Here is a 12545-nt window from a genome sequence, read left to right as displayed (position 1 = left end):
CAGCCAGCCAGCTCAGCAATCGCCGCGGAGCGAAGCGCAGCCAGCCAGCTCAGCAATCGCCGCGGAGCGAAGCGCAGCCAGCCAGCTCAGCAATCGCCGCGGAGCGAAGCGCAGCCAGCCAGCTCAGCAATCGCCGCGGAGCGAAGCGCAGCCAGCCAGCTCAGCAATCGCCGCGGAGCGAAGCGCAGCCAGCCAGCTCAGTCAGCCAATCCCAACTACAGCTTCTGCAGCTGGGTGACTACCATCGCGACCGCGAAGAAGCCGTAGAAACCGATCGCGACCACCATCCCGCCGAGCCGCCACCCCCGCAGGCGGATGGGGCCGGGCAGATCCCGGGTGTTGAGGCGGATCAGCAGAATCGAGTAGAGCAAAGTGACCAGGGACGCCGCGCAGGTGGAGACGATCAGCAGGCCGAGGGGCTGTGAGAAGCCGGCGAGCAGGATGATGGAGCCGAGGACGATTTCGGCCCAGACGACGGTCAGGTAGAGGCGGGGTTCGGTCCAGCGGGCCGAGTGGGTCAGGTAGGTGCGGCGCAGGAAGTCTGATGCGAGCCGGCCGATGATGTCGAGCAGGCCCATCGCCGCGGCCCAGAGGGAGACGGCCGCGATGGCGAGGAAGAGCAGGCGCAGCCAGTCGCCGACTTCGGCGGAGAAGATGTCGCCTTGGATGCGCAGGAACGACGGGTCGGATTTGAGGTCGTCGCGGCCGAAGAGCGTCTCGTACGCGAGCATGCTCATGATGCTGATCGTCACGAAGCAGACCGCCACGAACGTGACCAGGTGTTCGGCGTTGGCCCGCTTCCACCAGACCTGCCAGCGGTTCAGCGACGTCTCGTCGAGGGGGAACTCGTACCGGTCGGTGCCGGCGGCCTCTTCCTGCCCGGTGATGGGTGAGATGAGCCGGGGCACGTGCGCGCCCATGCCGTACCGCTTGTCGCGGATCCAGTTGGAGAGGACCAGGTTGTGGACGCCGCCGGCGCCGGCGGCTCCGATGGCGCTGAGGATGAGGGTGAACGTGATGCCGTCCGGTATTTGCCCGAATTCGGTCACGGTGGCCTTCGCGCCTTCGCCCCAGGTGCTCAGGGAGATCACGAAGACGACCACGACGGCGAGGAAGAACAGGGTCAGGCCGACTTTCACGAACTCGACGCGCTCGACCGTCTTGTAGATCACTTTGGACAGGCTGAGCAGGATGCCGACGAGCACCAGGCCGATCACCGTGATCCAGACCGGGTCACCGCCGTCGAACAGGTAGGTCAGGACTGTCGAGCCGCTCGTGGCCCAGCCCGGCCAGACGTACTGGAAGGCGCCGGCCAGGCAGATGATGATGCCCCAGCCCTTCCACCAGCGGGAGAAGCCCATCAGCGCGGTCTGGCCGGTGGCCAGGGTGTACCGCTCGATCTCCATGTTGATGACGAACTGCACGGCCAGCGTGGTGAAGGCGAGCCAGAGCAGGCCGAAGCCGCCGATGGCGGTGAGGTACGGCCACAGGATGATTTCGCCGGCTGCCATGCCGATGCCCACGGCAACGATGCCGGGGCCGACCATGCGGCGAAGACTCAGGGGTTCCGGGAGTTCCCGGGTTGTCGTGTCGGTGAGCATGTGACGCTCCAGGGGGACGGTCGCGCGTCAGCGGCGTTCGCGAAGCAGGACGTCGAGGTGACGCAGCATCCGCGCGATATCGGGGGCGATTCCGGTGAACAGCTGGAACGCGGCGGCGGCCTGGTAGGCGCACATCGCCGTCCCGCCGAGGGTCCGCAGACCGGCGGCACGGGCGGCTCGCAGCAGCTCCGTCTCGACCGGCATGTAGACGATGTCGGCGACCCACAGTCCGCGGTGGAGCAGGTCTGCGGGCAGCGGGATTCCGGGGTGGTGGTGCATGCCGATCGGGCTGGCGTTGACCAGGCCGTCGGCGGTTTCGAGCAGGGCCGGCAGTTCGAGTGGCTTCCGCGGTTCCTGCCCCACGGCGGACGACAGCTCATGGCTTCTCGTCGCGTCGGGATCGATGATCGACAGTTGTTTCACGCCGAGGCCGACGAGCGCGTGGGCGACGGCCGCCCCCGCACCGCCCGCTCCGAGCTGCACGACATGCCCGGTGGCGGCATCCGGCAGGCCGGCGCGGAAGGACTCGGCGAACCCGTACGCGTCGGTGTTGTGCCCGTACCGTCTGCCTTCGGCGAAGACCACGGTGTTGACCGCGCCGATGGCCCGGGCCTGGGGTGACAGGTCGTCGAGGAGTCCGAGCACCTGCTGTTTGAAGGGGTGGGTGATGTTGACCCCGGCGAAGCCGGCGCGTTCGGCGTCGTCGAGGGTGCGGCCGAGGGTGTCCACGTCGAACAACGTGTACGTGAGGTCGAAGCCCTGCTGGCGGCCTTCGTCCTCGTGCAGCGCGGGTGACAGCGACGCGCCGATCCCCGATCCGATCAACCCGCATCGGCAATTCGCCATGTCACGCCCCTGGGCCGTCAATGTACTAACTGGTACGTTAGTTATCGGGTGTGATGGGCACCACTGTCAAGTCCCCGGGCAGACTTGCCCCCATGACGCAGGAGAAATCGATGTCGGTGGACGCGCAGCCTCGCCGCCGGGATGCCGAGCGCACCCGGGCCGAACTGCTCGACGTGGCCACCGAGGAGTTCGCCGAGCGGGGCTACAGCGGCGCCCGGGTCGACGAGATCGCCAACCGGACCCGCACCACCAAGCGGATGATCTACTACTACTTCGGCGGCAAGGAGCAGCTCTACCTGGCGGTGCTGGAACGGGCGTATGCGGAGATCCGCGCCGCCGAGCAGGCCGTCGACGTCGAGCACCTCGACCCGGTCGCGGCTCTGCGCCGGCTCGCCGAGGTCACCTTCGACCACCACGAGGCGCACCCCGCCTTCATCAAACTGGTCGGGGTGGAGAACGCCCAGCACGCCAAGCACATGAACCACGTCGCCCGGCTCGTCGACCTGAACAGCTCCGCCGTGGATCTGCTGCACGGCGTGCTCGATCGCGGCCGGCGCGACGGCGTCTTCCGCGACGGGGTGGACGCGCTGGACGTACACATGCTCATCAGTTCGTTCTGTTTCTTCCGGGTCGCCAACCGGCACACGTTCGGCGCGCTCTTCGACCGGGATCTGCTCGACCCGGCGCGGCGCACGTTCTACCGGACCATGCTCGGCGACCTCGTGACCGGCTATCTACAGGAGGTTTGATGCGCCGTTCGATCGCGACCGTCTGCGTTTCCGGAACCCTGGACGACAAGATCACCGCAGCCGCGGCGGCCGGGTTCGACGGCATCGAGATCTTCGAGAACGATCTCGTGGTGTCGCCGTGGTCGCCCGCCGAAGTCCGGTCCCGGTGCGCCGACCTGGGGTTGACGATCGAGCTCTACCAGCCGTTCCGTGACTTCGAAGCCGTGCCGGAGGACCTGCTCAAAGCGAACCTGGAACGGGCGCAGCGCAAGTTCGACGTGATGGCCGCGCTCGGCGTCGACACCATGCTGGTCTGCTCGTCGGTGCATCCGGCGGCGATCGACGACGACGATCTGGCGGCGGCCCAGCTGTCCGCCCTCGGCGACCTGGCGCGCGACAACGGGATGCGCGTCGCCTACGAGGCGCTCGCCTGGGGCCGGCACGTGTCCACCTGGGACCACTCCTGGCGGATCGTGCGGCGGGCCGGGCATCCGGCGGTCGGGCTCTGCCTCGACTCGTTCCACGTGCTCTCCCGCGAGGTCGACCCGGCCGGCATCGCCGACATCACCCCCGGCAAGATCTTCTTCGTACAACTGGCGGACGCACCCCACCTGCGCATGGACGTCCTGCAGTGGAGCCGGCACCATCGGCTCTTCCCCGGCCAGGGCGCGTTCGACCTGCCCGGCTTCACCCGGCTGGCGCTGGCCGCGGGATATGACGGGCCGCTCTCGCTCGAAGTCTTCAACGACGTGTTCCGGCAGTCCGACCCGAGCCGCACCGCCGTCGACGCGATGCGCTCCCTGATCACGCTGGAACACGCGCTCCCGGCCGGTCGGCGCCTGCCCGACACCCCCGAACTGGCCGGGGTGTCGTTCACCGAGTTCGCCGTCGACGCGCACTCCGGTCCCGAACTGCGCGCCGCCCTGCGCGGTCTCGGCTTCGCGCACACCGGCCAGCACCGCACCAAGCCCGTCGAACTGTGGGAGCAACGCGACTGCCGGATCGTGCTGAACAGCGCCGTCGCCCGCCCGCAGGCCGCTGCGATCACCGCGTTCGCCGTGGCCTCCGCGGACCCGTCCCGGTCGCTGCGGCGCGCCGAGGCCCTGCTGGCGCCGGCGCACCCCAACGTCCGCGAGCCCGGCGAGGCGGAACTGGCCGCGATCACCGCACCGGACGGCACCAGCATCTTCGTCACCGATCCGGGCGATCACTGGCGCAACGACTTCCTGCCGACCGGCGCCGTACCCCCCGCCGGGACCGGTGCCGGGGCCGCCGGTGCCGGGCTCCAGGCTGTTGATCATCTAGGGCTCGCCCAGCCGTTCGACCACTTCGACGAGGCCGGCCTCTTCTACCACTCCGTGCTCGGCCTCGATCACCTGTCCACCCAGGAGTACGCGGCGCCGTTCGGCCTGATGCGCTCCCGGGCCCTGACGAACCCCGGCCGCACCGTCCGCCTCGCCCTCACGGTTGCCCTGCTCCGCCGCGGCGACTGGGCCCCGGCGGTCGCCGACCCGCAGCACGTGGCGTTCACGACCGGCGACATCTTCGCCACCGCGGCGTCGCTGACACTGCCGCGCCTGCCGGTGCCGGCCAACTACTACGCCGATCTGGCGGCACGGTTCGGCCTGGACGACGAGTTCGTGCAGGCCTTGGAACAGCACGGCATCCTGTACGACCGGGACAGTTCCGGCGGCTCGCTCCTGCACCTCTACACGGCCGTCCTCGGTGGCCGCGTCTTCTTCGAGATCGTTGAGCGCCGTGCCGCGTACGACCGTTTCGGCGAGGCCAACGCTCCCGTGCGAATGGCCGCGCAGCGCCACCGCCGTCTGACCGGGTCCTGAGGCGGGGCCGGCTCAGGGGCGGGGCCAGCTCAGGGGTGCAGCCGGCTCAGGGGCGGCGCGGGGCCGGGCCTCGGTTCCACCAGAGGGAGAGTCCCGCGCCACTGGCGGTGAGCAGCAGGCCGGCCAGGAGGAACCAGACCGAGATCTCGACGTTCTGCTTGGTCAGGCCGAACTCGCTGGGCAGGTCGGCGAGGACGTCGGTGAGCTGTTCGGCGTCCTCGGCCTTGAAGTAGCGGCCGCCGGTGAGGTCGGCGACCTGGGTCAGCGCCTCTTCGTCGATCTCGCGGGCGCCGCGGCCACCGAATCCGCCGCCGTTGAAGCCACCGCCGTTGGAGCCGCCGTTGAACTGCCGGCCGCCGAACGGGGAGTCGCCGGTGACCTGGTCGGCGGTGCAGACGAGCTGTTGCGGCTCGGTGGTGCCGAAGCCGATCGTGTAGACGCGCAGTCGCCGGGCGGCGGCTTCCTCGGCGGCGGTCACCGGGTCGACGCCCGTCGTGTTGGAGCCGTCGGTGAGCACCACGATGGTGTCCGCCTCGTAATCGGTGCCGGGCCCGGCGGGTGCGGTGTCACCGAGGTCGACGCCGGTGGCCGCGACATCCGGGTTGATCTCGGAGATGGCGTCGACGGAAGCCAGGATGGCCTGCCCGATGGCGGTGCCGCGGGCGGTCTTCAAGGTGTCGATCGCGTCGAGGAGGGGCTGCTTGTCGGTGGTCGGCGCGACGAGCAGGCCGGCGATCCCGGAGAAGGCGACCAGGCCGATCCTGGTGTCGCCCTCCTGTTCCTCGATGAAGCCGCGGGCCGCGTCGACGGCGACCGCGAGCCGGTTCGGGGCGATGTCGGTGTTGCACATCGAACCGGAGACGTCGATCGCCAGCAGGATCGTGGTGTTGTTGGCGGGCACCGCGACCGAGGCCTGCGGCCGGGCCACCGCACCGGCCAGGGCGAGCAGCCCGGCCAGGAAGAGGTAGACGGGGATCCGCCGGCGCCACGCGGTGCGGCCGGGCACGGCGGCGCGGATCAGCGCGACGCTGGAGACGGTGATCGCGGAGCGTTTGCGCCGCCGGTTCAGCCACCAGCGGACGGCGAGCAGCAACGGCACGACGAGGAGCGCGAGCAGCGCCCACGGCCAGCTCAGCGACATCAGACGATCCTTCCGTGCCAGCGGGTGCCGAGCAGACCGCCGAGTGTCAGCAGCAGCAGAGCCGCCGCGGCGAACGGCGCGGTCAGCTCCAGCGGCTCCTTCTTGCTGGTCAGCCGCAGGTCGATCGACTTGGTGGTGTCGGCGAGCGTGGTCGCGTCACCGGCCGGGTGGTACGTCCCGCCGGTGACCTGCGCGACCGCGGTGAGCAGCGACTCGTCGAGCTGGGTGCCGAGCTGGAAGCCGTCGACCTCGACGGTGGCGCCCCGTGCCGTGCCGACGCCCACGGTCTGGATGCGCACACCGGCGGCGGCCGCGAGTTCGGCGGCGGCCTGCACGTCCGGCCCGCCCGTCTCCTCGCCGTCGGAGAAGACCACGATCGTCGCGGACGGCCAGTAGCCCAGGTCGGTGCCCTCCGGCAGCGGCAGGCTCACCGGTTTGCCGGTGATCGTGCCGAGCGCGACCAGGATCGCCTGCCCGAGCGAGGTGCCACCGCTCGCCTTGACCCGCTGGATGGCGGCGACCGCGGCGGCATGGTCGCCGGTGGGCGCCTGGGTGAGCAACGCCTGGTCGCCGAAGACGAGCACGCCGACGTCCACAGTGTCCGGCTGTTCCTCGACGAATCCGGTGGCGGCGGTCTGCGCGGCGGCGAGCCGGGTCGGGGACACGTCGGCGGCGGACATGCTGTTGGAGATGTCGAAGGCGAGCAGCACGGTGCCGGCGGCCCGGGGCACCGAGACCTCGGCCTGCGGGCGGGCCAGGCCGACGAGCAGGATCGGCAGGGCGGCGAGCAGCAACGCGTACGGCAGGTGGCGGCGCACTCCCCCGCCGACCATCGCGCCGAACCCGGCCGCGGTCAGTGCGGCGGACCGGCGGCGTTGCAGCCTCACGTAGCCGTAGACGGCAGCACCGGTCACCAGCACGGCGAGGATCAGCAGCATCGGATGCAGGAAGCTCATCGGCCGGACCGCCTGACCATGTCGATCAGCACGGCGAGCAGGTCCTGGTCGGTGGTCACCCGGTGCGGGCGCACCCCGGCCGTACGCATCGCCGCGGCGAGCGCCTCCTCGCGGACGCCGACCTGCTCGGCGAGCCGGCCGCGCAGCAGCGGGTCACTGGTGTCGACCAGGATCTGCTCACCGGTCTCGGCGTCCTCGACCAGCACCAGGCCGAGGTCGGGCAGCTCCAGCTCGGCCGGGTCGACCACCCGGATGACCACCACCTCGTGACGGTGGGTGAGCATGGCAAGGGGCCGTTCCCAGCCGGGGTCGCCGATGAAATCGGACATCACGAAGATCAGGCTGCGGCGCTGCGAGGTGGTGGTGGCGGCCAGGCGGAGCATCTCGCTCAGGTCGGTGGTCGAGCCGGGCGAGCCTGCGGCGGGTGTACGGGTGAGCTCGCGCGCGATGCGCAGGATCTGATCCCGGCCGCCCCGTGGCGGGAGCACCTGTCGCGTCCGGTTGTCGAAGAGGATCGCACCGACCCGGTTCCCGCCCTGCGCCACGAGCCGGGCCAGGCCGACCGCCAGGCCGGTGGCGACCGACGCCTTCCCGTCGTGTCCACCGAACCGCATGGACGCCGACCGGTCCACCACGAACCAGGCCGTCATCTCGCGATCCTCGGTGTACTGCCGGATGTGCGGTTCGTCCAGCCGTGCCGTGACGTTCCAGTCGATGTGCCGGACGTCGTCCTCCGCCGAGTACGCCCGCAGGTCGGTGAAGTCGAGCCCGGTGCCGTGCCACACCGTGCGGTACGCGCCCTGCAGGCGCCCGTCGAGACGGCGCCCGAGTTTCCACTCGAGTCGCCGCAGCAGACGGTCGGAGGCGGTGATCATCGGTCAGCGGCCGCGCGGTTCGGGGATCGTCAGGTTCGCCAGGATCTTCGAGATGATCAGGTCCGCGGTGACCTCGTCGGAGAGCGCCTCGTAGGACAGCACGAGGCGGTGCCGCAGCACGTCGAGGGCAAGGTCGCTGAGGTCCTCGGGCACCACGTACTCCCGGCCGCGGATGTAGGCCAGCGCACGGGCCGCGAGCACCAGGCTGATCGACGAGCGCGGGCTGGCGCCGAACGTCACGTAGCGCGCCAGATCGGTGAGACCCACCCGGGCCGGGTCACGGGTCGCGTGTGCCAGCTGCACCGCGAAGTCGATGAGCGACGGGTCCACATAGACCCGGTCGGCCTGGAGCTGGAGCGTGACGAGCGTCGCCGGGTCGATGATCTTCTGGATCACGGCGGCCGGGGCAAGGGCCCGCTCGACCACCACGAACTCCTCGGTCGGCGTCGGGTAACCGACCACCACCTTCATCATGAAGCGGTCGACCTGCGCCTCCGGGAGGGGGTAGACGCCCTCGCTCTCGATCGGGTTCTGGGTCGCCATCACCAGGAACGGGTCCGGCAGCTTGTGCGTCTCCCGGCCGATCGTGACCTGGCGTTCCTGCATCGTCTCGAGCAGCGCGCTCTGCACCTTGGCCGGTGCCCGGTTGATCTCGTCGGCGAGCAGCAGGTTGGTGAAGACCGGACCGAGCTGCACCTGGAACTCGCCGGTCGGCTGGTGATAGATCCGGGTGCCGACGATGTCCGCCGGCACCAGGTCGGGGGTGAACTGGACCCGGTGGAAGTCGCCGCCGATGGCCTCGGCGAGCGACTTCACGGCGAGGGTCTTGGCCAGGCCCGGAACGCCCTCGACCAGGATGTGCCCGCGGGCGAGCAGCGCCACGATCAGCCGCTCGAGCAGGATGTCCTGACCCACGATGGTCTTCTTGACCTCGTAGAGGACCTTCTCGATCGGGCCGGCGGTGACCGCCGGTGCGTCGGTCCAGCTCATGTATCCGTCCTTCGATGTCTCAGAGAGGCGGTGCTTGCCCGTTGCCGTCGCCACCGCCGCCGAGCGCGGCGCCGATCGGCACCGCGAACCCGATGCCGATGAAGGTGCCCGCGCCGGTCGGGTTGGCCAGCGCCACGACGATGCCGACCACCTGCCCGCGGTCGTTGATCAGCGGTCCGCCGGAGTTGCCGGGGTTGACCGCCGCGTCGAACTGGATCAGGCCGGCGATGTCCGCCGCGTCGTCGCGGTCGAGCTTGCGGTCCAGCCCGGAGACCACACCGCTGCTGGTGCTCCAGGTGAGACCGAGCGGATTGCCGATCGCCACCACGTCGTCGCCGATCGCGGCCCCGCCGCCGAGAACGGCCGGGACCAGGGTTTCCGGCAGCTTCTGCGGGGTGATCGTGGCGATGTCCTGCGCGGGGTCGCGACTGGCGATCGTGGCCGTCGCCTTGGTCCCGTCGGCATAGGTCACCTCGATCGTCTCGGCGCCGTCCACCACGTGCAGCGCGGTGAGAACCGTGCCGTCCGCGTTCGCGATCACACCGGTGCCGGAACCGGCCTCCGCACGGTCCTGCGCGTCCCGGCCGGCCGTCCGGATGAGCACCACGGACGGGGTGAGCGCCTGATGCACCTGGGCCACGGTGAGCGGCGCGTCCGAAGCCGAGGGCGACGCCGCGGGGGCGACGGCGGCCGGCGGCCCGGTCTCGTCCTGATCGCGGACGAGCACGAACGCGCTGATCGCCACGGCCCAGAGGGCGACCGCACCGATGAGCGCCCTGCGTCGCCGCGCGGGAGTGTTCCACCGGGGCTTCGAGCGCTCTTTCCGATCCGTCTCCACCGGATCCGTCTCAGCCCGATCCGCGTCCGGCCGATCCGGCCCCGCCGAAGCCTGCCGCGACGCGGTCCACCTGATCCCCGAGTGCGCCGGGCCGGTCCCCGCCGACGCCCTGTCCGGCTGCGCGGGCACCTCATCTGTCCCGGTCCGGAAGCGCCCTGTCCACGTCCGAGCCCGCGCTGTGCCCGCCGGGGGCGGATCCTCTCCAGGGTCCCCCTCCGGGCGGAGCACCGTCATCACGGCACGACCGCCACAGTCTGCATTTCTCGACCCTAGAAGCGATTCCTAAGAATTTGCCATGAGCTTTCTAATGGTTTCCCGAACGCAAATTCCTCCATATGCCACAAAAAGCTCGGCACTTCCACCACTCGTACAGCATTGGTGATCCATCTCGGATCCCGGTGATCGTCGGCATCCGGGAACCGCTCGTCGCTGTCGATCGGTTTCATCGCATCCTCCTCCGCGAAATGAGAGCCGGCGGACATGCTCTCGTCACCACATTGTCATGGGAGCGCTCCCATGTAACGATGAGCGTCACTTCGCTTCACGCGTACCCCCTCCCGTGAAGGACCACGCAGATGCGCGCACTCGCGCGGCTGGCCGCGGCCACGCTCCTGGTCGCGGCCCCACTCGCCGCAGTCACCGTCTCCGCCGCCGACGCCGCCGACGAACCCGTCCCGATCACCGTGCTCACCAGTGACTTCGAGGACGGGACCGCCCAGGGCTGGGCCGGGCGCGCCGCCGAGACGGTCGCACACAGCACCGCCGTCGCGCACGGCGGCACCGGCAGTCTCGAGATCACCGGCCGGACGGCCAGCTGGCAGGGTCCGTCGCTCGACGTGCTCGGTGTCCTCGAGAAAGGCACCGCCTACACGATCTCCGCGTGGGTGCGGACCGTGAGCGGCACCGACAACGCCCGGCTCAGCGTGGAACGTCGCACCGGCGAGGTCGCCTCCTACGACCAGGTGGTCGGCAACACCGCTGTCAACGCGGGCGGCTGGGTCGAGCTGACCGGGCGGTACACGCTCGCCACCGACGTCGACCTGCTCCGGATCTACGTGGAGACGGCGGCCGGCACCGGTGCGTTCCACATCGACGACGTCACCGTCAGCTACGTGCCGTCGCTGCCGATCCAGACCGACATCCCGGCGGTCCGGGACGCCGTCACCTCGTTCCCGGTCGGCGCCGCCATCACCGGCGCGGAGACCGTCACCACGCACGGGGACCTGCTGGAACGGCACTTCGACTCGGTGACGCCGGGCAACGCGCTGAAGTGGGACGCCACCGAACCGAGCGAGAACACGTTCACGTACGCGCAGGCCGATCCGCTGATCGCCTGGGCCAAGGCGAACGGCCGCGCCGTGCGCGGGCACACCCTGGTGTGGCACAACCAGACCCCGGCCTGGGTGTTCACCGGCGCCGACGGGCAGCCGATGACGGCGACACCCGAGGACAAGGAACTGCTGCTGTCCCGCCTGGAGAACCACATCCGCAACGTCGCCGGCCACTACGGCGACGACATCGCGGTCTGGGACGTGGTCAACGAGGTGATCGACGAGAACCAGGCGGACGGGATGCGGCGCAGCACCTGGTACGCCGTGACCGGGCTCGACTACATCCGGACGGCTTTCCGGGTAGCCCGCGAGGTGCTGCCGGACGCCAAGCTGTTCATCAACGACTACAACACCAACATCCCGGCCAAGCGCGACAAGCTGTACGACCTGGTCGCTCAGCTGCGCTCCGAAGGCGTGCCGGTCGACGGCGTCGGGCACCAGATGCACATCAACGTCAGCTGGCCCAGCGTCGCCGAGACCGAGGCGATGATCCGCCGGTTCATGCCGCTCGGTGTCGAACAGCAGGTCACCGAGATGGACGTCAGCATCTACACGAGCGAGGGCGAAAGCTTCCCGACCCCGCCCGCCGACCGGTTGCTGCGGCAGGCGTACGTCTACCGGGACATGTTCGCGCTCTTCCAGCGGTACGCCGCCGAGATCACGTCGGTGACACTGTGGGGCCTGGCCGACGACAACACGTGGCTGGACACGTTCCCGGTCACGCGCAAGGACGCACCACTGCTTTTCGACACGCGCCTGCAGGCCAAGCCGGCGTACTGGGGCGTGGTCGACCCGTCCCGGATCACCTCACCGTCACCGTCCGTCTCGCCGTCGTCCTCACCGTCCATCCCGTCGTCGGCCTCACCGTCCACCTCGCCGTCGGCGTCCGGTGGGCCGGGCGCGTGCGCGGTCGCCTACCGGGTGACCGGCAGCTGGCCGGGCGGCTTCCAGGGCGACGTCAAGGTCACCAACACCGGGGCGGCGACGGTCAGCGGCTGGGCGCTGACCTGGCAGTACGCCGGTGACCAGCGGATCGCACAACTCTGGAACGGTGCGCTCACCCAGAGCGGCCCCGCCGTGACCGTCACCAACACCTCCTGGAACGGCACCCTGGCGCCGGGCGCGTCGGCCTCCTTCGGCTTCCTCGGCAGCTGGACCGGCAGCAACCCGGCACCGTCCGCATTCACCCTGAACGGCGCCGCCTGCACCCCGCTCTGATCCCGCGACGGTGCCGCGCCCGTAAAGCCGCGCCGCCGGGCTTGTCCGGCGGCGCGGCAGGGTTGTCCGGCGGCGCGGCAGGGTTGTCCGGCGGCGCGGCAGGGTTGTCCGGCGGCGCGGCAGGGTTGTCCGGCGGCGGGGCGGGGAGCAGCCCCCTGTCCCGCCGCCGGAGTTCCACCC

The 12545-nt window shown here is 70.3% G+C and carries 11 protein-coding genes; 3 read left to right on the top strand and 8 right to left on the bottom strand.

Annotated features, from left to right (window positions below; all coding sequences use genetic code 11):
- Positions 1-215: 215 nt before the first annotated feature.
- On the bottom strand, positions 216-1601 hold the full coding sequence (locus LPA41_RS39485; protein WP_229076619.1) for an Nramp family divalent metal transporter: 1386 nt from the start codon (positions 1599-1601) through the stop codon (positions 216-218).
- Between the two features lie 27 nt (positions 1602-1628).
- Positions 1629-2447: a shikimate dehydrogenase gene (locus LPA41_RS39480; RefSeq protein WP_229076618.1), complete on the bottom strand. Its 819-nt coding sequence runs from the start codon at positions 2445-2447 to the stop codon at positions 1629-1631.
- A 92-nt stretch (positions 2448-2539) separates the two neighbouring features.
- On the opposite strand from LPA41_RS39480, the gene LPA41_RS39475 reads away from it, so the two are divergent.
- Positions 2540-3196 carry a TetR/AcrR family transcriptional regulator gene (locus tag LPA41_RS39475; RefSeq protein ID WP_229076617.1) on the top strand — a complete coding sequence of 219 codons (657 nt, stop codon included), beginning with the start codon at positions 2540-2542 and terminating at the stop codon, positions 3194-3196.
- The gene (locus LPA41_RS39470; RefSeq protein WP_229076616.1) at positions 3196-5016 is read left to right on the top strand and encodes a bifunctional sugar phosphate isomerase/epimerase/4-hydroxyphenylpyruvate dioxygenase family protein; all 1821 of its coding nucleotides are present in this window, start codon (positions 3196-3198) and stop codon (positions 5014-5016) included. The genes LPA41_RS39475 and LPA41_RS39470 overlap by 1 nt, the downstream gene beginning before the upstream one ends.
- Before the next feature lie 46 nt (positions 5017-5062).
- Here the strand turns inward: LPA41_RS39470 and LPA41_RS39465 are convergent, their stop codons facing one another.
- The 6 genes from LPA41_RS39465 to LPA41_RS39440 form a co-directional block, all read right to left on the bottom strand.
- Positions 5063-6157: a VWA domain-containing protein gene (locus tag LPA41_RS39465; protein WP_229076615.1), complete on the bottom strand. Its 1095-nt coding sequence runs from the start codon at positions 6155-6157 to the stop codon at positions 5063-5065.
- The gene (locus LPA41_RS39460) at positions 6157-7113 is read right to left on the bottom strand and encodes a VWA domain-containing protein (RefSeq protein WP_229076614.1); all 957 of its coding nucleotides are present in this window, start codon (positions 7111-7113) and stop codon (positions 6157-6159) included. The genes LPA41_RS39465 and LPA41_RS39460 overlap by 1 nt, the downstream gene beginning before the upstream one ends.
- Complete coding sequence (locus LPA41_RS39455; RefSeq protein WP_229076613.1) at positions 7110-7988, bottom strand: DUF58 domain-containing protein; 879 nt, start codon at positions 7986-7988, stop codon at positions 7110-7112. The genes LPA41_RS39460 and LPA41_RS39455 overlap by 4 nt, the downstream gene beginning before the upstream one ends.
- Positions 7989-7991: 3 nt before the next feature.
- Positions 7992-8978, bottom strand: coding sequence for a MoxR family ATPase (locus LPA41_RS39450; RefSeq protein ID WP_229076612.1), 987 nt, complete (start codon positions 8976-8978; stop codon positions 7992-7994).
- Between the two features lie 19 nt (positions 8979-8997).
- Positions 8998-9723: a S1C family serine protease gene (locus LPA41_RS39445; RefSeq protein ID WP_229076611.1), complete on the bottom strand. Its 726-nt coding sequence runs from the start codon at positions 9721-9723 to the stop codon at positions 8998-9000.
- Between the two features lie 362 nt (positions 9724-10085).
- Positions 10086-10262 carry a hypothetical protein gene (locus LPA41_RS39440; RefSeq protein ID WP_229076610.1) on the bottom strand — a complete coding sequence of 59 codons (177 nt, stop codon included), beginning with the start codon at positions 10260-10262 and terminating at the stop codon, positions 10086-10088.
- A gap of 129 nt (positions 10263-10391) precedes the next feature.
- Here LPA41_RS39440 and LPA41_RS39435 point away from each other — a divergent pair, with 129 nt between their 5' ends.
- Positions 10392-12365 carry an endo-1,4-beta-xylanase gene (locus LPA41_RS39435; protein ID WP_304523823.1) on the top strand — a complete coding sequence of 658 codons (1974 nt, stop codon included), beginning with the start codon at positions 10392-10394 and terminating at the stop codon, positions 12363-12365.
- Positions 12366-12545 lie beyond the last annotated feature (180 nt).

It is taken from the genome of Actinoplanes sp. DH11 (genome assembly GCF_020873875.1).
In the GTDB taxonomy this organism is placed as follows: domain Bacteria; phylum Actinomycetota; class Actinomycetes; order Mycobacteriales; family Micromonosporaceae; genus Actinoplanes.
Note: the sequence above shows the minus strand (reverse complement) of the source record. Positions and strands in the feature narration are given on the sequence as shown.